This is a genomic window from Sphingomonas sp. S2-65 (assembly GCF_021513175.1).
Taxonomy (GTDB): domain Bacteria; phylum Pseudomonadota; class Alphaproteobacteria; order Sphingomonadales; family Sphingomonadaceae; genus Sphingomonas.
In genome coordinates this window covers 224390-244307 of record NZ_CP090953.1, presented here as the reverse complement: position 1 = coordinate 244307, position 19918 = coordinate 224390, and the positions used below count along the sequence as shown (strand labels likewise).

The following is a 19918-nucleotide window of genomic DNA, read 5'->3' as shown; positions in this document are numbered from 1 at the left end:
TTTGTTCCTCCCCGCTTGGCGGCAAGAAAGCAAGCTCACATCTCGGCGAGCACTGCCTCGGTCGCGGCGATCGCCGGTGGCGAGCCGACATCGAACCACAGGCCCTGGTGCACCACGGCCCAAAGCCGCTCCGCTTCCATCGCCCGGTTCCAGAACAGGTTGGTCGAGAACGGCCCTTCCGGCCAATCGCGCAGCACCCGGGGCGACAGGATCTGCACGCCGGTAAAGACGAACGGCGCCATCCGACCCGGCTCACGCCGCTCGACGATGCGCCCGAACGCGTCGAGGCGGAAGTCGCCGCTGCCGGGATGATTGTGCGCGCGGGCCAGCGGCACCACCAGCAGCAGCGCATCCATGCGGGCGTCGTCCCACTGCGCCGCCAGGCTGCGGATCGCGTCGGTCGGCCCGTCGACCCACAGATTGTCGCTGTTGACGCACAGGAACGGCTTGTCGCCCAGCATTTCGCGCGCCTTGACCAGGCCCCCGCCGGTCTCCAGCAGCTGCGCGCGCTCGTCGGAAATCAGGACGTCTATGTCCTTCACGCGCGCGCGCAGATGCGCCTCCATCTGGTCGGCCAGATAGTGGACGTTCACCACCGCCCGCTTCACGCCGGCGGTTCGCAAACGGTCGAACACGTGGTCGATCAACGGCTTGCCGGCGACTTCTACCAGCGGCTTGGGACGCGTCGCGGTCAGCGGACGCATCCGCTTGCCCAGGCCCGCCGCCATCACCATCGCGGTCTCGGGCACCACCGCCTCGGGCTGCGGCCGAAGCGACAGCGTTGTGCCTTGGGTCATGCGCCGGCGATCGCCAGCGGGTCGCCGCGCAGTTCGCGCGGGATGTTGGCGTCGAACCAGTCGGCCATCGGCTTCAGCGCCGGGTGCCTCAGGTCGCGCTCCAGATAGCCCCACACGCGCGGGCACAGTCCGGCATAACGCGGCTTGCCGTCGCGCTGCCAAAGCCGAGTGAAGATGCCGACGATCTTCGCATTCCGCTGCGCGCCGAGCACGTGATAGGCCACGTCGAATGCGTCGCCCGCCCCTGTGGTCCGCTTGTACCGGTCGAGCATCGCCGTCTCCAGGCTTGCCGGCACGTCGCGCCGCGCATCCTGGAGCAGCGACACCAGGTCGTAGGCCGGGTGCCCCGCCAGCGCATCCTGGAAGTCGAGCAGCCCCAGGCTCTCGCTTCCCCCGATCAGCATGATGTTCTCAGCGTGGTAGTCACGTAACACAGTGACGGCGCGAGAGTCTGTCGTCAGGCTCAACAAGATAGTCCGCCACGCATCCGCATAGCCCTGGACGTCCACCTCGAGCCCCACCGCCGGGCAATACCACTCGGTCAGCAGCGCCGCCTCGCGCTGGTACACCGCCATGTCATAGGGCGGCACGTCGGCGGCATCCTCCTCGCCCAACCGTACCAGCAGATCGACCGCCGCCTCGTACAACCGCAGCTCGCTCTCGGGCGCCGCCTCCACGGTCTCCTTCAGCCGCGCGTCGCCAAAGTCCTCGATCAGCACCAGGCCCTGCGCCAGATCCTTGTGCAGGATCGCCGGCGCCGCGAAGCCCCGCCCCGTCAGCCACTCGGCGATGGCGATGAACGGCCGCGGATCCTCCTGCGGCGGCGGCGCGTCCATCAGGATCGCGCTGCGGTCATGCTCGACCACGCGGAAATAGCGGCGGAACGACGCGTCGCCGGCAAGCGGCCGGACCTCCGCGCCATCCCATCCGGCGGCGGTCAGGAAATCGGGCACGCCGGCGGGCGGGTTCATGTCAGGGGCCATCGGTCCTCCCATGCCGCCGGCACCCGCACTGTCAAGCGCCGCGCGCCATCCGGCTGCGGCTCCACGCTCAGCCACAGCGCATCGGCCCAATATTCCGAACCCAGCCGCTCGGGCCATTCCACGATCAGCAGCGAATCGTACCGCGCGTCCTCCAGCCCCAGCTCCTCCGCCTCATTGGGATGCTCGATCCGATACAAATCGACATGCAGCACCGGCAGCCTGACTTCGGGCGGCTCATAGGGCTGGACGATCGCGAAGCTGGGCGACGGCGCTTCCGCCTCAAGACCCAGCGCGGCTAACAGCCCCCGGGCAATGCTCGTCTTGCCAGCTCCCAGTGGACCGGAGAGCGCGATCACGTCTCCCGCCCGAACCAGGCTCGCCAGCCGCGCGCCCAGCGCCAGCGACTCCTCCAACGAACGCAGTTCGATCATCGCGGCAGTTCCACGGTGACCAAGGTGCCCTGGCCAGGTTCGGAGATCAGCTGGATCCGCCCGCCATGTGCCTCCACGAACTGCTTGGCCAGCGGGAGCCCCAAGCCAAGCGCACGCTCGCCGCTGCCGGAGATGCCGTGCTGGGCAAAGCGGTCGAACGCATTCGCCACCGCCTGCCTGCTCATCCCCGCGCTGTTGTCCGATACGATGATCCGCGCCACCTCGCTGTTGCCATCGAGGTGCAGCAGCACCCGTCCCTCCTCCGGCGTCCCGGCAACCGCATGGCGAAGCAGATGCTCGATTGCCTGGCGCAGGCGTCGGCGATCGCCCGTCACGCTTCCCGCGCTGCCGGCATCTTCCACCACCAGCTCGATCCGTTTGTCCTTGGCCAGCGGCGCGATCGCCTCGGCGGCGCTGTTGGCGGCGTGCTCCAGATCGACGCTGACCCGCTCCAGCGGCGCGCCTTCGCTCTGCGTGAGGTCGAGCACGTCGTCGATGAGGTTGCCGAGCCGGTCGACCGAGGTCAGGATCGCCTCGGTATATTCCTTCGCGCTCTTGGTCAGCTTGCCCGCGAAGCCGCCGTGCAGCATCTCGCCGAACCCCTTGATGGAAGTCAGCGGCGTGCGAAGCTCATAGCTCATATTGGCGACGAACGCCGTCTTAACCCGGTCCGCCGCCTCCAGCGCCACATTGCGGTCGCGCAGCGCACTCTCGGCGCGGTGGTGATCGGTCGTATCCAGCATCGTCACCAGCGCGTTGCCGTCGGGCAGCGGGACCGCCGACACGTCGAAATGCCGGCCGTCGGCGAACGCGATGCTAGACCCTCGCTGCTGCCGATCCTTCGCCGCGATCCGGATCAGGTCGCCCAGCACTTCGGCTCGGTTGGGATTGGCGAGCTTCGGCCCCACCGCCTTGACCAGGTTCGGGATCTGCGGATGCCCGTCCAGGAAGCTATCCTCGAACCCCCAGACCTGGCGGAACTTGCGGTTCCACAGCTGCAGCCGCCCCTTGCTGAACACCGCCACCGCCTCGGCCAGGCTTTCGAGCGTGGCGGTGCGCACCTGCTGCATCTCGCCATGCTCGCGCTGCAGCTCGAATTGCTGCGTGCGATCCTCGAACAGCAACAACAATCCGCCTTCCGGAAGCGGCTGCGCGACCACGCGCAGATGCGTGCCGGCGACGCTCCACGTCTCCTCCATCGCCTCGGGCGCGGTGAACCATTCCCGCCGCTCCGCCTTCCACGCCGGGAAGTCGCGCACGTCGGGCAGCCGATTCACTTCGCGCATCCGCTCGAGAACGCGGTCGAATTCGGGACGATCGGCCAGCCACTCGTTCTTCATCGCGAACATGCGCCGGAATGCCTGGTTGCTGAACACCAGCCCGCGGTCGGACCCGAACTGCGCCACGCCGCCCGAGACGCGGTCGAGCATCGCCCGCTGCGCCTCGCCGAACCGCTTCAGCCCGACCCGCGCCTGCTCCAGTTCCTCGATATCGACTGCGAAACCCGCCACGCCGCCGGTCGGTAGCGGCACGTCGTGCAGCCGGAACATGCGCCGTGCGCCGCTGACGGTCGCCGGCATTGCCGCCACCTGGGGCTCGCCGGTGTCGCGCGCGATCGCCGCGTTGGCCAGCGGCCCGCCAAGTCCCCCGCCCTCGACCAGTTCCAACCCTCGCGAGACGACATCCTCACCATCCTGTCCCTCGACGGCGCGCACATAGGCGGTGTTGACCATCAGCAGCCTGAGGTCGGGCCCCCGGTACCACATCGGCATCGGCGCGGCTTCGATCAGCGCGGTGAGCGCTTCGAAGGCGGCATGCAGCCGGTCGGAGTCGTGCTGCAGCTCTTCGATCTCGCGCACGCTCTCGGTCATGTCGACGAACCAGAGCACTACGCCCATCGCCCCGCGCTCGCCCGTAACCAACAATGCCCGTTGCGACCCTTGCGGCTGCACCGCCATGGTAAAGCCGCGCCCCGCGCGCTGCGCCGCCGCCACATTGCGCTTGAGCAGATCGGCATCCTCCGCCGAAAGCCCCGCGCCGTCTGCCGACAGGGCGTCGAGCTCGCGCGGCAATGCTTCCAGTCCCAACCAGCCCGCCAGCCGGCGGGAAAGCTCGACCCGTCCATCGGCCCGCACCAGCAGCGCCTGGGACGGCGCGGAGTCCAGCAGCGTATTGAGCTGCCGGTTCTCTTCCACCATTCCCCGCGCCACGGAGCGCGCGCGCAGCCCCGTGAACAGCGCCCAGCAGCCCAGCAGGAGCAGCAACGCCACCACGGCACCAGCCAGCACCGCGCTCGATTGCGAAATAAGGATCAAGCCGCACCTTCGCGGCGGTGCCGGATCACCATGGCAATACCCTTAAGCAAAGCCACGGCCCTCGGGAAGCGTTAGCGGACGGCGCGGCGCGCTTCACTCACGATCAGGGTTAGCGCTTCGCCGCGTTTGTCCCGATTTCCACCGTCTGTAGCCGAAGATGCGCCTCAGCAGAGAGGCCGATGTGGCGCCGTCCTCCGGCTCCAAATGCTTGGCCGGCCCCGCCGACACGCCGCCCAGCGGCTCAATCGACAGGTGCAGCATCAGCCGTCGCGTGGCGTCGTCGATGGGCGCATCCTCCACCGGCTCCAGCGCGGCCTTCAGCACATCGGCCATCCGTTCGCGCGCGGAACCGATCGCCCGTTCATCACGATTGCCGTCTGACCCCATCATCAGCGGCCGACACCAGCGTCGGGCACACCGCGCGATAGGTCCAGGCGATCCGCGGCGAAGGCGACAGCCGAGGGTTCCGAAGCCGTCGGTTTGGGCGCACTCCACTCGCGCATCGCCGGCGCCTTGTAGAAGTGGAAAGTTCCCGACTCGGTGTAATTGGCAAGGCCGATCCCGGCCAATCCGCCACCAGCACCGATCATGGCGCCTCCGAGGACCAGCCTTGCAATCAGCGCACGCACCATGAAACTGCTCCCGTTCCCGGGAATAACGTAAGCTAGAACGCTGCGTTCCGATCCGTCGGCAACGAAAAGGGGCCCGGCAGATTGCCGAGCCCCTCTTTTTCAAAGCGTCGAAGGGATGATCAGAACTTGATGGCCGCCCCGACATACATGAAACGGCCGACATTGTCGTAAACAGCGTCTTCACCGGTGCCAGTAAGGCCATAGGGCGGACGCTCGTCGGTCAGGTTGTCGACGCCGCCATACAGAGTGAACTGGCGGTTGACGTCCACCGATGCGCGGATCGCGTGGTAGAACACCTCCGGATAATAAGTCACGTCGGCATAATATGGATCATAGGCTGGCACGCCGTTGGTGTCGTGCTGCGCTTCCCAGTCCGTGATCGACTGCTTGCCGACATAACGCACCTGATACCCCAGGCTGAACGGACCGTGCGAATAATCGACAGTGGCGTTCGCGCTGAAGATCGGGTCGCCCAGCTCGCCCTTCACGCGCTCCGGGAACTCCGGATCGTCGAGATAGGGATAGTCCGTCCGGTTCTGCACCCAAGTACCGACCAGGCGGACAGCCAGGCGGTCATTCGAGTCGAAACGGTGATTGTACGACATGTCGACATCGATGCCCTTCGCACGAAGCGCCGCGAAGTTGATGCTGCTCTGAAGCAGCGCAGGCAACGCAAAATACCCGTTCGACTGGCGCGGATTGATGAAGCCGCAGAACTGGTTCTCCAGCGTGTCACCATCGTAGCAGGCATCGACGATCGTCTGCGCGCCAACCGCGTTGATGACGTTGCTGATCTTGATGTCATAGTAATCGGCGGTGATCGCGAAGCCCGGCAGGAAGCTGGGTTGCAGGATCACGCCATAGGTCAAGCTGCGCGAGGTCTCGGCGGTCAGGTTCTCGTTGCCGCCCGACAGGATCTCGGTCGTGCCGGCCCGAGCCGGATCGTTCTTGAACCCCACCGGCACACCGGCCGCAAGGCAGTTCGCCGCGCGGTTCGGCCCGTTGTCGATGAAGTTGATGTCGCACGGATCGTCGATCGAGGCGAAGTTCTGCGACGGCGAGGAGTAGAGATCGCCGAGCGTAGGCGCCCGCACCGACTTCGAATAGTTCACGCGGAACTTGATGTCGCGGATCGGCGCATAGATGCCGCCCGCATTCCACGCCCACACCGTGCCGGTCGAGCCCTTATAATCGGCGACACGTGCCGCGCCGTTGATCGTCAGCTCCTGTGCGAACGGCAGATTGCGCAGCACCGGCAGCTCGATCTCGCCATAGGCTTCCTTCACTTCGAACGCCGGCGGGTTGAAGTCCGGAATGGCGTTCAGGAAGGTCGCACCGCTCTTCGTCAGTGCGTCATACTGGTACGATGCGGTCTCGCGGCGATACTCGCCACCGATCGCGAAGCGCACCGGTCCGCCCGGCAGTTCGAACCATTGCGAGGTGTCGCCGACCAGGTTCGCATTCACGTCGAACTCGGTAGCCTTGCCTTCGCGGCTCGCAGTGGTGTTGATATAGTTCAACGCCGCCCGGCTCGGCGAACCGGCGCCGAACAGGTTGATCGGTACGCAGCTCGGATCGGTCACTGCGGTCTGGTTGATCCGGCAGACGATCTGGCCGGCGCCGTTCCGCACCGCGTCGACCGCATTGTAGAAGTTCTGCTCGATGCGGTTGTTCGGGAAGCGCGAGAGCGAACGGAACTCGCCATAATTGACCGAGAAGTCGTACTTCCAGTCATCGTTGAACGTGCCATCCGCACCGACGACGACACGGTAGGTGTCACGGCGGTCGAACTCGTCGCGGGTACCCAGGTCGACATTGTTACGGTTCAGCCGGAAGAAGGTTGCGTCGCCCGGCAGCAGCGAGCGGATCGTCGCGGCCGCGCCCGGCTGCAGGAACGCGTTGTCGAACTGGATCGGAATACCACGGCTGGTGGCATAGCTCAGCGCAGCCGGACGGTTCAGCGCCGTGCCGGCGGCGTCGCGATAGGCGATCGTACCCTGCTCGCCGCCCTGGGCGAAGGTCGGCGTTCCCTGGTTGAAACTCTCAACCCGAACGAACTTGGCTTCGATGAACGGACGGAACGCGTCGGAAACGTCGTAATGCGCCAGGAAATTGGCCACGTAGCGCTTGAGCGATGGCACCAGCGTGCCGGTGTCGTTCAGGATCGCACCGCTGCCACCCTGGTTGTTGCCCGAGCCCACAGGACGGAAGTCGGTGCCGTAGTTGTACTCCGACAGCGAACCATCCGAATTGAAGCCGAAGATACGCGGCATGCCGTTTGGCAGGCAGCCGCCCGGCTGAGTCCCGCACACAGTGATGCCGGTGCCGTTATAGGCGATGAAGTTGCCGCCATTGTCGTAGCCAAAGCTGCGCACGCCTCTCAGCAGCGTGCGGTCGGGAATGGTGTTGTCCAGGCTGGGGTCGTCGACCAGCTGGATCTGAGTGCGGCCGGAAAAGGCACCGGTCAGCTCCGGGCGATCCGCGAAGGTCACCATGTCGGCCTGGTTGTATTCCAGGCTAAGCGCGACATTGCCGCGGCCTTCGGAGAAGTTCTTCCCGAACGTGCCCGACAGGCGATAGGTGCCGCGATCGCCCTTGTCGCTCAGGCCCGCCTGGGCGTTCAGCCGCGCGCCTTCGAAGTTCCGCTTGAGAACGAAGTTGACCACGCCGGCCATCGCGTCGGAGCCGTACACCGCCGAGCTGCCGCCGGTGACGATGTCGACACGGTCGATCAGGTCGGTCGGAATGGTGTTGGTGTCGACGATGAACTCGCCCTCGGACGAGGTGATGTGGCGACGGCCGTTGACCAGCACCAGTGTGCGGCTCGGCCCAAGGCCGCGAAGGTCGAGGAAGTTGACGCCGGAGGTGCCGATATACTGCGTCGAATTCGCCTGGCTGTAGGTCGAGCGCAGCGACGGGAGATCGTTGAGCGCGTCACCGATGACGACTCCACCGGTGCGGGTCAGGTCGGCGACCGAGACCGAGGTTACCGGGATCGGCGAGTCGAGCGTCGGACGCGCGATGCGCGATCCGGTGACGACGACTTCCTCTGCCTGAACCGGCTCGGATTGCGCGCTCGGCGCAGCGGCCGCTTCGCCGCTCGGCGGGACGGCCGTGTCGGTCGCAGTGGTGTCGGTGCCTGGAGCCGTGTTGGCGCCGGTGGTGTCGGAGGTATCCTGCGCGGCGGCAGGGTTGGCTGCGGCGATCGCCAGCACAGCCAGGGACGCAGTCAGGCTGAGCCGCGAGCGGCTGCCCAGAGGTACGAAACGCATACAAACCCTTTCACTGTTCCCAGTGCCAGCACGCTTTCACGCGTCTGTCGTGGGAAGGGCCGCGCTTAGTACAGGCCGATGTTGCTGCTGCGTGTCCCTCGGATTTCGGGCGAACACACACGGGGTTTCAACGACTTAGATCGCGCAATTTCCGGGATGTGTCACTTCAAAGCCACACCACGAAACGTGCTCTAGCGCGCAAACGAAGAAGGGCCGCATTCCAGCAGGAATGCGGCCCCTCGATCGCAGGCTTATGCCAGCATCAGTAGCGATAGTGGTCCGGCTTGAACGGGCCCTCGACCGGCACGCCGATATAGGCGGCCTGCTGGTCGGTCAGCTTTGAAAGCTTCACGCCCAGCTTGTCCAGGTGCAGCGCCGCGACCTTCTCGTCGAGGTGCTTGGGCAGGACATACACTTCGTTCTTGTACTTGTCCGCGCCGGTCCACAGCTCGATCTGCGCCAGCACCTGGTTGGTGAACGACGACGACATCACGAACGACGGGTGGCCGGTTGCGTTGCCCAGGTTGACCAGGCGGCCCTTCGACAGGACGATGATCTTCTTGCCATCGGGGAACTCAACTTCGTCGACCTGCGGCTTGATCTCGGTCCACTTCATGTTGTTGAGACCCGCGATCTGGATCTCGCTGTCGAAGTGGCCGATGTTGCAGACGATCGCCATGTTCTTCATCGCGCGCATGTGATCGACGGTGATGACGTCGGCGTTGCCGGTCGCGGTGACGAAGATGTCGGCGCGGGTCGCCGCTTCTTCCATCGTCACGACTTCATAGCCTTCCATCGCCGCCTGCAGGGCGCAGATCGGGTCGACTTCGGTCACCAGCACGCGCGCGCCGCCGTTGCGGAGCGATGCGGCCGAGCCCTTGCCCACGTCGCCGAAGCCGGCAACCGCGGCGACCTTGCCCGCGAGCATCACGTCGGTGCCGCGACGGATCGCGTCGACCAGCGATTCCTTGCAGCCATAGAGGTTGTCGAACTTCGACTTGGTGACGCTGTCGTTCACGTTGATCGCCGGGAAGGGCAGCTTGCCCTGCTTGGCGAGCTCATACAGGCGGTGCACGCCGGTGGTGGTCTCTTCCGACACGCCCTTGATGTTCTGGACGGTCTTGGTGAGGTAGCCCGGACGCTCGGCCAGGAAGCGCTTCAGCGTCGCGACGAAGATCTCTTCTTCCTCGTTGGTCGGCGTGAACAGTTCCTCGCCCGCCTCGACGCGCGCGCCCCACAGCGCGAACATGGTGGCGTCGCCGCCATCGTCGAGGATCATGTTGCAGGTCTGGTCCTGGCCCCAGTCGAAGATCCGGATCACGTAATCCCAATATTCTTCCAGCGTCTCGCCCTTCACAGCGAACACCGGCACGCCCGTCGCGGCGATCGCGGCGGCGGCATGGTCCTGGGTCGAATAGATGTTGCACGAAGCCCAGCGCAGTTCGGCGCCCAGCTTGGCCAGCGTCTCGATCAGCACGGCGGTCTGGATCGTCATGTGCAGCGAGCCGGTGATGCGCGCACCCTTGAGCGGCTTGGACTCGCCGAATTCGCTGACGAGCGACATCAGGCCGGGCATTTCCGTCTCGGCGATCTCGATCTCCTTGCGGCCGAAAGCGGCGAGTTCGATGTCCTTGATGACGTAGTCTTGTTCGGTAGCCACGAATGGGTCTCCACGATTGAATCGGCTGCGCGCCGGATACCCGGCGGTGATGGGCTGCGCCCTACTCTTCCAGCGTCGCGACCGCAAGCAGATATAAAGATATCTTTATATGGCGCCCGCGAGCAACTCGATCGTGGCCGCATCGCTCCTGCCGTCGCAAAGCCGATCGAGCGCGTCCATGAACAGCCCCTCGTCCGGAACGGCGTGCGCGAACAGCGTCATGCAGGAGCGGAACTTGAGATCGTCGGGGTAGCCGAACAGCGCCTCTGCCGGGACGCCGCTACCGATCGCGGCCCCCGTCGCCTCGCGCAGCCGCGAACCCAGCAGCGGGTGCGCCCAATATAGCCGCGCTTCCTCCGCCGACCGAAGCGCATAGAAGCGTGCCGTCTCGCTGCGTCCCAGCCCGGCGAGTTGCGGAAACACGAACCACATCCAGTGACTGCGCTTGCGCCCCGCCCTCAGCTCGCCCAGCGCGGCGGGATACACGCCTGCCTGCGCCTCGATGAACCGCTCCAGTGGTTCGCGCATCCTCTCGCTCAGGCCCTGCCGGTACAGTTGGCCAGCAGCCGCGGATCGACGCCCGCGCCGAAGAAACCCTCTTCCCAGCGCTCTTCCGCGTCGACCTCGTACATCAGCCGGGGATCGCCAAGGGTGCTGAACCACCCGTGGCGCGTCATCTCGGCGTCCAGCTGGCCCTCGCCCCAACCGGCATAGCCCAGCGCCACCAGCCATTGTGTCGGGCCCTTGCCCTCGGCGATCGCGCGCAGCACATCGATCGTCCCGGAAAGCGCCCAGCGTCCGCCGACATCCACTGTGTCCTGCCCGCTCCAGTCGGTCGAATGCAGCACGAAGCCGCGGCGCGGCTCCACCGGCCCGCCGAAATGCACCGGGGTGTCGGGCAGGCCGCCCGGATCGATGTCGAACTGCTTGAGCAATTCATGCAGCCCCAGCCCCTCGATCGTGTCGCCGATGCCGATGCCCAGCGCACCGTCCTCGTCATGCGCACACACCGCTATCACTGCCCGCTCGAAGCGCGGATCGCCGATCCCAGGCATTGCGAGCAGGAACTGGCCGGTCAGAAAGGGCGTGGACTCCATGGCCCCTCAACTTACCGGCGCGCCATTGGCTCCGCCGCGCCTTCCGCCGCTTGCCGCGCCGTCCCTGCGCGCCTACCCGGCTAGGGCGTTTCAATCAGGAGAGACTCCATGCCCGTCCAGACCGGTGACCGCATCCCCGCCACGACCTTCGTCAAGGTGACCGAGAACGGCCCGGAGCAGGTCAGTTCCGACGACTTCTTTGCCGGACGCCGCGTCGCGCTCTTCTCGGTACCCGGCGCCTTCACCCCGACCTGCTCCGCGCACCATCTGCCGGGCTTCGTCGACAAGGCCGACGCACTGAAGGCCAAGGGTGTCGACGAAGTCGCCTGCACCGCCGCCAACGACGCCTTCGTCATGGACGCGTGGGGCAAGGTGTCGGGCGTGGAAGGCAAGGTCACGATGCTCGCCGACGGCAATGGCGCGTTCCCCAAGGCATTGGGCCTCGAGATGGATGGCTCGGCTTATGGCATGGGCATGCGCGGCCAGCGCTTCTCGATGCTCGTCGACGACGGCGTGATCGAGCAGTTGCATGTCGAGGCGCCGGGCCAGTTCGAAGTCAGCTCGGCCGACTATCTGCTCGCCCGCCTGTAAAACGGTTACGGAAGCGGAACTGCCGCGCTGCCGCAGGAGTTGCAGGTGCGCAATTTTGAAGGGAGACAGGTCATGGCAGACACCAAGAGCACCAGCGGCGAAGGCACCGGCCAGAGCCAGGAGTCGAACACGTCCTTCATCAAGACCGCGCAGGACGCGATCGGCGACGCTGTCGACACGGCAGTGAACGCAGTGAAGGAACACCCGGTCGCCGCCGCGGCGATCGCGGCCGGCGCCGCAGCGGCGGTAGGTGGCGCGGCCTATGCCGCTACCCAGCTGCGCGGCGACAAGGAAGAGACCGGCGGCAAGACCACCAAGGCCGACACCAAGAAGTAACCCCGGAAAGCCCCTCCCACACGGGAGGGGCTTTGCCGATCCATGCACTTGCACGGCGGCGATTCGCGGCTTAGCCGTGGAAGATGACAAGCGCATCCGATATCGTCGCCGAGCTGGACCGCCTCTACAGCGCCTCGGTCGACCGGCTTCAGGCCGCACTCACCCGCTATCTGACGGACGGCACGCCCCCATCTCCGGAAAGCCGCACCGACGGCTCCTTCGCCTATCCCGAGATCCACCTCACCTATCGCGGCGGCACCGATCGCCCGGTCCCGCGCCGCTCGTTCGGCCGGCTGGTCGATGCCGGCGAGTACCGGATCAGCGTCACCAAACCGGCGATGTTCTCGGACTATCTCACCGAGCAGCTGACCTTCCTCATCGAGGACCATGACGTCGAAGTGGCGGCGCGTCCGGGGCGTCAGGAGATCCCCTTCGCCTATGTTCTCGATCCCGGCCACGCGCTGAGCCTCGACCAGGTTTCGGTCTCCGACCTCGCGCGCCACTTCCCCGCCACCGAACTCGCCCATATCGGCGACGAGATCGCCGATGGGCTGTGGGTCAATCACCACGGCATTCGCCCGCTCGCGCTGTTCGACGGCCTGCGCACCGACTTTTCGCTCGCGCGCCTGCGCCACTACACCGGCACGCCGACCGAGCATGTCCAGCAGTACATCCTGTTCACCAACTACCACCGCTATGTCGACGAGTTCGTCCGCTGGGCGTGCAGTCAGCTCGGCCCGCGCGAAAATGGCGAGCCCAGCCGCTTCACCGGCGTCTCGGGCGCCGGCGGCATCGTCATCGAACGGCCCGAGGACATGGACCGGCTGGTATCGGACAGCGCCTGGCGCCGGCATCAGATGCCCGCTTATCACCTGATGGCGCCTGGCCGCACCGGCATCACGCTCGTCAACATCGGCGTCGGGCCTTCGAACGCCAAGACGATCACCGACCATCTTGCCGTGCTGCGGCCCGAGGCCTGGCTGATGATCGGCCATTGCGGCGGGCTGCGCCCCAGTCAGCGCATCGGCGACTATGTCCTGGCGCATGCCTATCTGCGCGACGACCACATCATGGACGATGTCCTTCCGCCGGAAATCCCGATCCCGGCGATCGCCGAGGTGCAGCTGGCGCTCGCCAGCGCGGCCGAGATCGTCTCGGGCCAGTCTGGCGACGAGCTGAAGCAGCGCCTGCGCACCGGCACGATCGTCACCACCGACGATCGAAACTGGGAGCTGCGCTATTCCACCACCGCACTGCGCTTCTCGCTCAGCCGTGCGGTCGGCGTGGACATGGAATCCGCCACCCTCGCCGCCCAGGGCTACCGCTTCCGCGTGCCCTATGGCACGCTGCTCTGCGTCTCCGACAAGCCGCTGCACGGCGAGCTCAAGCTGCCCGGCCAGGCCAACCGCTTCTACGAACGCGCGATCAACGAGCATCTTCGCATCGGCATCGAAACCGTGGAACAGCTTCGCCGCGAAGGCGCCAAGCTCCACAGCCGCAAGCTGCGCGCCTTCAACGAGCCTCCGTTCCGCTGAGTCGCCGCGGAGCCGTCGAAGCGCAAAGCGGCATATGGCATTGGTTCTCCGGCGAAGGCCGGGGCCCAGTCGCCATGTCGCTTCGACGGCGCGGGAAAGAACCCCACATCAGCGCGTTCTTCCTGCAAAGGAGAGCACGACATGAACCCCGAACCTACCGATCCGAACACCCTCGAAACCGAGGAAGGCGGCCACGCCCATCAGCCCGACGGCACTGACTCGTCGGGGTCGTTCGATGCCGGCGTCGCCGACGAGAACACCATCCCCGACGAGATCCCCGAATAACTCAGCGGGTCAGCTGGAACTCCACCGTCAAATTGGCCTGGACCGACACGTCGTCCGCCTGCGCCTCGGGCTTCGGGGCAAAGGTGGCGATGATCTGGCCGACGAAGTTGATCGCGCCGGCGGTCAGGTCCTGCTTCTCGCTGATCCGGGTAACGCTCGCGCGGCGTAGCCCCAGCGACGCGGCATACGCGTCCGCCTCGCTCTGTGCCTTCTTCAGCGCGTCGGCCTTTGCCTGGCGTGCCGGCACGACATAGTCGACCAGCAACGGAATCACTTCATCGCCAAGCGTGCCGCCGTTCGCCTCGATCACCGGCTTGGCGCCGTTCACGGCCACTCTGCTCGGAGCGTCGAACTGGATCGTCTCGGTAGCGGTCGATTGCGGCGTCTCGTCGCTGTCGTCATCGGCCACTTCGGTGCTGAACTTCGGCTTGGAACGCCCGCCGAAGCTCGCGATCAGGCTCGGGATCGAGCTCGGCGCACTCGCATCCGCCTGCGCCTCGCGGATATTCATCGCGCCCAATTGCTGCATCAGCTTGGCCCGCGCGGCCGCCAGCGCCGTTCCGGCCGCCGCCTCGTCCGCGCCGCTCGCCGCGAGCGAGACCGATATCCGAAAGCGCTGCGCCGGCACCTTCACTTGGCCCGCGGCGACGATCTCCACCGATACCGGGCCCGTCACTGCGTTCGCCTGAGCCCACGCACTCGTCGGCGCCGCCAGCAATGCCAGCGCCAGTCCATATTTCAACATGTTCGAACTCCCTCTGTCGCATCAGCTTAGTGCAGATACGCGGGGCAAGTCGATAGGCGCGCCTCCCGCCGAGTGACGGGAGGCGCAGCGCTCACCAACCCTGAGGCTGGCCCTTGTTCTGCTGGTCGAGCCACTTCTTGAGCGGCGCGAAATATTCCATCATCGCCTTGCCCGAAATCTCACGGCTGCCGGTGAAGGTCTGCAGCGCGTCCGGCCATGGCTTGGAGGCGCCCATCTCCAGCATCTTGTTCAGCCGCGCGCCGACATCCTTGTTGCCGTAGAAGGAGCAGCGGTGCAGCGGCCCCTTCCAGCCCGACTGGTCGCAGGCCGCCTTGAAGAACTGGAACTGGAGCAGTCGCGCCAGGAAGTAGCGGGTATAGGGCACGCTGCCCGCCACGTGATACTTGCCGCCCGCATCGAACTTGGTCTCGTCGCGCGCCACCGGCGGCACGATCCCCTGATATTGCAGCCGCAGCTTGTCCCAGCCGGCCTGATACGCCTCGGGCGCGATCTGGCCCGAGAAGATGTTCCAGCGATATTTGTCGACCATCAGCCCGAATGGCAGGAACGCCACCTTGTCCATCGCCTGGCGCAGCAGCAGCCCGGTATCCTTGTCGGCGCTCGGCACCTGCGCCTTGTCGAGCAGCCCGATCTGGGTGAGGTATTCGGGCGTGATCGACAGCGCGACGAAATCGCCGATCGCCTCGTGGAAGCCGTCATTCGCGCCGTTGCGATAGAGCTGGGGCTGGTTCTGGTACGCACGCTGGTAGTAATTGTGGCCCAGCTCATGGTGAATCGTGACGAAATCGTCCGAATTCACCTTGATGCACATCTTGATGCGGACGTCGTTCTTCTCGTCGATGTCCCAGGCCGATGCGTGGCACAGCACTTCGCGGTCCGCCGGCTTCAGGAACAGCGACCGCTGCCAGAACGTCTCGGGCAGGGGCGCGAAGCCCAGCGAGGAATAAAAGCCCTCGCCGGTCTGGACCATCTTCTTCCAGTCATAGCCCTTCGCCTTGAGCAGTTCGCCGGTGTCGAAGCCCAGGTCACCCGAACCCTTGGGCGCGACCACATCATAGATGTTGCCCCATTCCTGCGCCCACATATTGCCGAGCAGGTCGGCGCGGATCGGACCGGTCTTGGCCTGCACCGCGTCGCCATATTTCTCGTTCAGCTTGCGGCGGACATAGGTGTGCAGCGACACGTAAAGCGGCTTCACTTCGGTCCACAGCTTGTCGGTCAGCTTGGCAAACTCTTCGGGCGGCATGTCGTACGCCGACCGCCACATCGTGCCCGTATCGGGGAAGCCCAGGTCGCGCGCGCCCTGATTGGCGATGCCGGTCATCTTGGCATAGTCGCTGCGCATCGGCGCGCCGACCTGATCGTTCCAGCTGACCCACATCTCCTTGAGCTCGGCCGGGTTGCGGCTTTCGCCCATCGCCGCCTCGATATCGCTGCCGTTGATCGGCTTGCCGTTCAGCGTGCCCTTACCCTTGGCGTACATCGAACCGAGCTTGGTCGAAATGTCCGACAGCGTCTGGGCAGCAGCCGGCGTCGCCGGTGCCGGCAGCGTGATCGCGCTGCGCAGCATGGTCAGCTGGCGCTGCTGCTCGGCGCTCAGTCCCGACGCCTTCTGGAACCGCGCCGCCTCACCGGCATAACGCACCGCCATCTCGGTCCCGCGCGCGCCGTAATCGGCCGCCAGGGCGTCGGTATCGTCGTTGATATAGGTCGCGTTGACCCAGGCGACGCGCTGCGCCGTCAGGTTGAACTCGGTCACTTCCTTCTGGACGCGATCGAGGAATGCCTGCGCCTCGGCCGCCGTGGGCGCGGCGGCGGTCTGCGAGACGGCGGGAGTGGCGAGGAACGCAGCAAGCGCAAGCATCGAAATGCCGGTACGGATCATCGGGAGTGCCTTCAAAACGCAGGAGGAATGCGCCGGACACTCGCGCGCAGATCGCCGCGGGTCAAGCGGCGCACGCACAGACAAAGGAACGAAGTCCCGCACACCGCACCCCCCCCCGTCATCCCGGCCTCGAGCCGGGATCCCGCTTCTTCTTCTGCGGCCGCAGGGCAGCGCGACCCGGACCCAAGTCCGACGCGGCGGAAAAACCGGCCATTCAGTCCCGCAAGAACGCCAAAATTGCCGCCGCCAGCTCCGGCCGCGACACCGCGCTCATGTGATTGCCCGGGATCTCCACAAACCGCCCGTCCGGCAGCAGGTCCGCCACTTCCTGCGCCGATCCGTTGTCGAAATCCTCCGCGCCGGCGATCACCACCGTGGGTTGCGTCATCGCCGCGATCTTCTCGCGCGGGGTGTCGACGAAGGTCTGCAGGATCAGCAGCAACGCCTCGGGGTCGCCCTTGGTCGTCTTGAGGAACGCCTCGGTCATCCACTCGGTGCTTCCCCGCTCGAAGCTCCCGAGGTTGGTCAGCACTCGCCTGAAATATCCGCCGCGCCCTTCGGTCGCGAGCAGCCCGCTGAGCCCCATGCCGCACAAGGCCGCGCGGCGCGGCGCGGCGCCGTTCGCCAGCATCCGCACCACCGTCCGCGCGCCCAGCGAATAGCCGCCCAGGTCATAGTCGCTCAGGCCCAGATGCTCGATCAGCGCCATCCCGTCGCGCATCAGCACATCGGGTGGATAGGCGGCCGGATCGTGCGGCTTGGCACTCTCGCCATGTGCCCGCAGGTCCGGCAGGATCACCCGGAAGCCCGCCTCCGCCAGCACCGCGGCATGGCCGTATTTGATCCAGTTCACGAAGGCCGTCGAGAAATAGCCGTGGATCAGCACCAGCGGCCGGCCCTTCCCCACCTCGTGCCAGGCAAGCTCGACGCCGTCGAAGCTCGTGAAGCGGTGCGTCTCAGTCGGGAAGTCTGCCAACTTTATCCATCCAGCGTTTGACTACGGGGGCGTTGTCCTCGCTCCGGTATCGGGGCAGGTCGCGCGTGTCGAGCCACTGCCCCTGCATGCTCTCAACGGCATAATGATGTTTGGGCACGAAACGGTCAGGCGCGTCGAAGCTCCCGATGGTCAGGTCCATCGTCTCGCTGTCAGGAAATTCGAACGTCAGCGGCGTTCCGCATGCCGAACAGAAGCCCCGCTCGGCGATCGGTGAGGACGCATAGCGGTCCGGCTCCCGCTCCCAGGCTACATCTGCCTTGCGCAGATTCTTGAAGGCTATGGAGATCCCGCCGGTAGCCTTCTTGCACATCTTGCAATGGCACAGATACGCCTCGTCGTCCTCGATCGTAGCACGGTAGCGGATGCGTCCACACTGGCATCCGCCGGTCACTTGCTCGGCCACCGTCCATCTCCCTCCGCTACGCAGCTCTCAGGGTAAAACCCCTGGCACGCCAACGGGTCCGCGAAAATCTTCCTATGATGGAAGGGAGTGAATTTCATCCCGGGGGCGGCGCTTGTCCTCGGCGCATCGACGAGGCCCCATGTTCGCGCGTATCCGCAATCTTCCGCTCGCCACCAAGACGACGGCGCTGACCATCCTCGCCCTGATTACGCTCGCGGTCGCGACCTTTCTGGTCAGCGACAATGCAGTGACCGGCGAGGCCGCCCGCACTGCTGCCGAGCGCCAGGAAACCAACATGCGCGTGGCCTGGAACGTGCTGCGCAAGCACGGCGCCAGCTTCCGCCGGGACGGCGACAAGCTGTACGTCGGCGACAAGCTCCTCAACGACTGGTCCGAACCTGTGGACGAAGTGAAGGCGCTGGTCGGCGGCACCGCGACCGTCTTCGCGGGCGACATGCGCGTCACCACCAACGTCACCAAGCCGGACGGCACCCGCGCGGTCGGAACGCCGCTCGCAGCCGGGCCGGCACGCGACACCGTGCTCGGCGACGGCAAGCCCTATCGCGGTGAAGCCGACATCCTCGGCAAGCCCTTCTACACCGCCTATGACCCCATCAAGGACGCGTCCGGCCAGACCATCGGCGTCCTCTATGTCGGCATCCCCAAGGACGACGTCGCCGCGTCGATCGGCGATCTGCGCCGCTCGATTGGGCTCGCCAGCCTGTTGATCGCCCTCGCCGCCACCCTCGCCTGCTTCCTGGTCAACCGCGCCATGTTCCGCCCGCTCGGCCAGATGGACAAGGCGATGCAGCGCCTCGCGGCCGGCGAAACCGGCGTCGACATCCCCGCCCGCGGCCGCGCCGACGAGATCGGCCGCATGGCCGGCGCGCTCGAGGTCTTCCGCCAGGCGACGATCGCCAAGCAAGCCGCCGAGACCAGCAACGCCGAAGCCCAGGCCGATCGCGCCAAGGCGATGGACGCGCTGGGCAATGCGCTTACCGGGCTCTCCGACGGCGACCTCACCGTCGAGCTCGGGCGCGACTTCCCGCGCGACTATGTCGCGCTCGCGCACGACTTCAACGCCGCCATCGCCAAGCTGCGCGAGCTGATCGGCGCCGTGGTCGACAGCACCGACTCGATCCGCACCGGCTCCAGCGAGATCGCCAGCGCGTCGGAGAATCTCGCCCGCCGCACCGAAGGCAACGCCGCCAGCCTCGAGCAGACCTCCGCCGCGATCACTCAGATGAGCGAGCGGATCGGCTTCACCGCCCAGGCCGCGACCAAGACGCTCGCGCGTGCCGACGAGGCGATCGCCGTCGTCGGCACCGGCCGCAGCACCACCGACGAAGCCGTCCAGGCGATGTCGCGCGTGTCCGAAAGCGCGAAGGGCATCGACAGCGTCATCGAGGGGCTCGACAAGATCGCCTTCCAGACACGCGTACTCGCGATGAACGCAGCCGTGGAGGCCGGCCGCGCCGGCGAAGCGGGCCGCGGCTTCGCGGTCGTCGCCGATCTGGTCTCCGCCCTCGCGATGCGCGCCGAAGAGGAAGCCGGCCGTGCCCGCGACCAGCTCACCGCCACCCGCGGCGAAGTCGATCTGGCGGTCGGCGCCGTCGAGCGCGTCGACCAGTCGCTCTCGCAGATCGTCGGCACGGTGGACGAGGTCCACACGCTGCTCGGCGCCATCTCGGCGGACAACAACGCCCAGTCGCAGGCGATCCGCGAAGTCAGCACTGCGATCGGCACAATGGATCAGGCAACCCAGCAGAACGCCGCGATGGTGGAGCAGACTTCCGCCGCCGCACGCCAGCTGACCGATCAGGCCGCCGAGCTCGACCGCCTCGCCCGCACCTTCCGCACCTCGGGCGCCGCGCCGATCCGGCCCAAATCGTTCAGCCCGGCCTTCCCCAAGGCGCGCTGAACCGACCAGTGA

General features: G+C 66.2%; 19 protein-coding genes. 5 read left to right on the top strand and 14 right to left on the bottom strand.

Features of this window, described 5'->3' with window-relative positions; all coding sequences use genetic code 11:
• Positions 1-35: 35 nt before the first annotated feature.
• The 10 genes from LZ586_RS01315 to LZ586_RS01270 form a co-directional block, all read right to left on the bottom strand.
• Complete coding sequence (locus tag LZ586_RS01315; protein ID WP_235077908.1) at positions 36-797, bottom strand: nucleotidyltransferase family protein; 762 nt, start codon at positions 795-797, stop codon at positions 36-38.
• A complete protein-coding gene (locus LZ586_RS01310; protein WP_235079692.1) occupies positions 794-1768 on the bottom strand; it encodes an aminoglycoside phosphotransferase family protein in 975 nt (324 codons plus the stop codon). The genes LZ586_RS01315 and LZ586_RS01310 overlap by 4 nt, the downstream gene beginning before the upstream one ends.
• A complete protein-coding gene (gene tsaE / locus LZ586_RS01305) occupies positions 1765-2211 on the bottom strand; it encodes a tRNA (adenosine(37)-N6)-threonylcarbamoyltransferase complex ATPase subunit type 1 TsaE (RefSeq protein WP_235077907.1) in 447 nt (148 codons plus the stop codon). Before tsaE ends, LZ586_RS01310 begins: the two co-directional genes overlap by 4 nt.
• Positions 2208-4526 (bottom strand): sensor histidine kinase, encoded by a 2319-nt coding sequence (locus LZ586_RS01300; RefSeq protein WP_235077906.1) that lies wholly within the window; start codon positions 4524-4526, stop codon positions 2208-2210. The genes tsaE and LZ586_RS01300 overlap by 4 nt, the downstream gene beginning before the upstream one ends.
• A gap of 93 nt (positions 4527-4619) precedes the next feature.
• Positions 4620-4916 carry a hypothetical protein gene (locus LZ586_RS01295; RefSeq protein ID WP_235077905.1) on the bottom strand — a complete coding sequence of 99 codons (297 nt, stop codon included), beginning with the start codon at positions 4914-4916 and terminating at the stop codon, positions 4620-4622.
• The gene (locus LZ586_RS01290) at positions 4916-5158 is read right to left on the bottom strand and encodes a hypothetical protein (protein WP_235077904.1); all 243 of its coding nucleotides are present in this window, start codon (positions 5156-5158) and stop codon (positions 4916-4918) included. Before LZ586_RS01290 ends, LZ586_RS01295 begins: the two co-directional genes overlap by 1 nt.
• 119 nt (positions 5159-5277) lie before the next feature.
• On the bottom strand, positions 5278-8430 hold the full coding sequence (locus LZ586_RS01285; protein ID WP_235077903.1) for a TonB-dependent receptor domain-containing protein: 3153 nt from the start codon (positions 8428-8430) through the stop codon (positions 5278-5280).
• Positions 8431-8692: 262 nt separating this feature from the next.
• The gene (gene ahcY, locus LZ586_RS01280; protein WP_235077902.1) at positions 8693-10090 is read right to left on the bottom strand and encodes an adenosylhomocysteinase; all 1398 of its coding nucleotides are present in this window, start codon (positions 10088-10090) and stop codon (positions 8693-8695) included.
• A gap of 105 nt (positions 10091-10195) precedes the next feature.
• Positions 10196-10618, bottom strand: a complete 423-nt coding sequence (locus tag LZ586_RS01275) for a DUF1810 domain-containing protein (protein ID WP_235077901.1) — start codon at positions 10616-10618, stop codon at positions 10196-10198.
• Between the two features lie 8 nt (positions 10619-10626).
• Positions 10627-11187: a YqgE/AlgH family protein gene (locus LZ586_RS01270; protein ID WP_235077900.1), complete on the bottom strand. Its 561-nt coding sequence runs from the start codon at positions 11185-11187 to the stop codon at positions 10627-10629.
• 108 nt (positions 11188-11295) lie between these two features.
• Between LZ586_RS01270 and LZ586_RS01265 the strand changes: the two genes are divergently transcribed.
• The 4 genes from LZ586_RS01265 to LZ586_RS01250 all read left to right on the top strand — a co-directional run bounded on the left by LZ586_RS01265 (position 11296) and on the right by LZ586_RS01250 (position 13934).
• Complete coding sequence (locus LZ586_RS01265; RefSeq protein ID WP_235077899.1) at positions 11296-11778, top strand: peroxiredoxin; 483 nt, start codon at positions 11296-11298, stop codon at positions 11776-11778.
• A 72-nt stretch (positions 11779-11850) separates the two neighbouring features.
• A complete protein-coding gene (locus LZ586_RS01260) occupies positions 11851-12114 on the top strand; it encodes a hypothetical protein (RefSeq protein WP_235077898.1) in 264 nt (87 codons plus the stop codon).
• Positions 12115-12197: 83 nt separating this feature from the next.
• A complete protein-coding gene (locus LZ586_RS01255) occupies positions 12198-13649 on the top strand; it encodes an AMP nucleosidase (RefSeq protein WP_235077897.1) in 1452 nt (483 codons plus the stop codon).
• Between the two features lie 141 nt (positions 13650-13790).
• Positions 13791-13934, top strand: a complete 144-nt coding sequence (locus LZ586_RS01250) for a hypothetical protein (RefSeq protein WP_235077896.1) — start codon at positions 13791-13793, stop codon at positions 13932-13934.
• A 1-nt stretch (position 13935) separates the two neighbouring features.
• Here the strand turns inward: LZ586_RS01250 and LZ586_RS01245 are convergent, their stop codons facing one another.
• The 4 genes from LZ586_RS01245 to LZ586_RS01230 all read right to left on the bottom strand — a co-directional run bounded on the left by LZ586_RS01245 (position 13936) and on the right by LZ586_RS01230 (position 17985).
• Entirely contained in the window at positions 13936-14679 is a 744-nt protein-coding gene (locus LZ586_RS01245; RefSeq protein WP_235077895.1) for an SIMPL domain-containing protein, read from the bottom strand.
• 91 nt (positions 14680-14770) lie between these two features.
• The gene (locus tag LZ586_RS01240) at positions 14771-16585 is read right to left on the bottom strand and encodes a M2 family metallopeptidase (RefSeq protein ID WP_235077894.1); all 1815 of its coding nucleotides are present in this window, start codon (positions 16583-16585) and stop codon (positions 14771-14773) included.
• 214 nt (positions 16586-16799) lie between these two features.
• On the bottom strand, positions 16800-17561 hold the full coding sequence (locus LZ586_RS01235; protein ID WP_235077893.1) for an alpha/beta fold hydrolase: 762 nt from the start codon (positions 17559-17561) through the stop codon (positions 16800-16802).
• Positions 17542-17985 carry a GFA family protein gene (locus LZ586_RS01230; RefSeq protein WP_235077892.1) on the bottom strand — a complete coding sequence of 148 codons (444 nt, stop codon included), beginning with the start codon at positions 17983-17985 and terminating at the stop codon, positions 17542-17544. Before LZ586_RS01230 ends, LZ586_RS01235 begins: the two co-directional genes overlap by 20 nt.
• Positions 17986-18124: 139 nt before the next feature.
• Between LZ586_RS01230 and LZ586_RS01225 the strand changes: the two genes are divergently transcribed.
• A complete protein-coding gene (locus tag LZ586_RS01225) occupies positions 18125-19906 on the top strand; it encodes a methyl-accepting chemotaxis protein (RefSeq protein ID WP_235077891.1) in 1782 nt (593 codons plus the stop codon).
• The last annotated feature ends 12 nt before the right edge of the window (positions 19907-19918 follow it).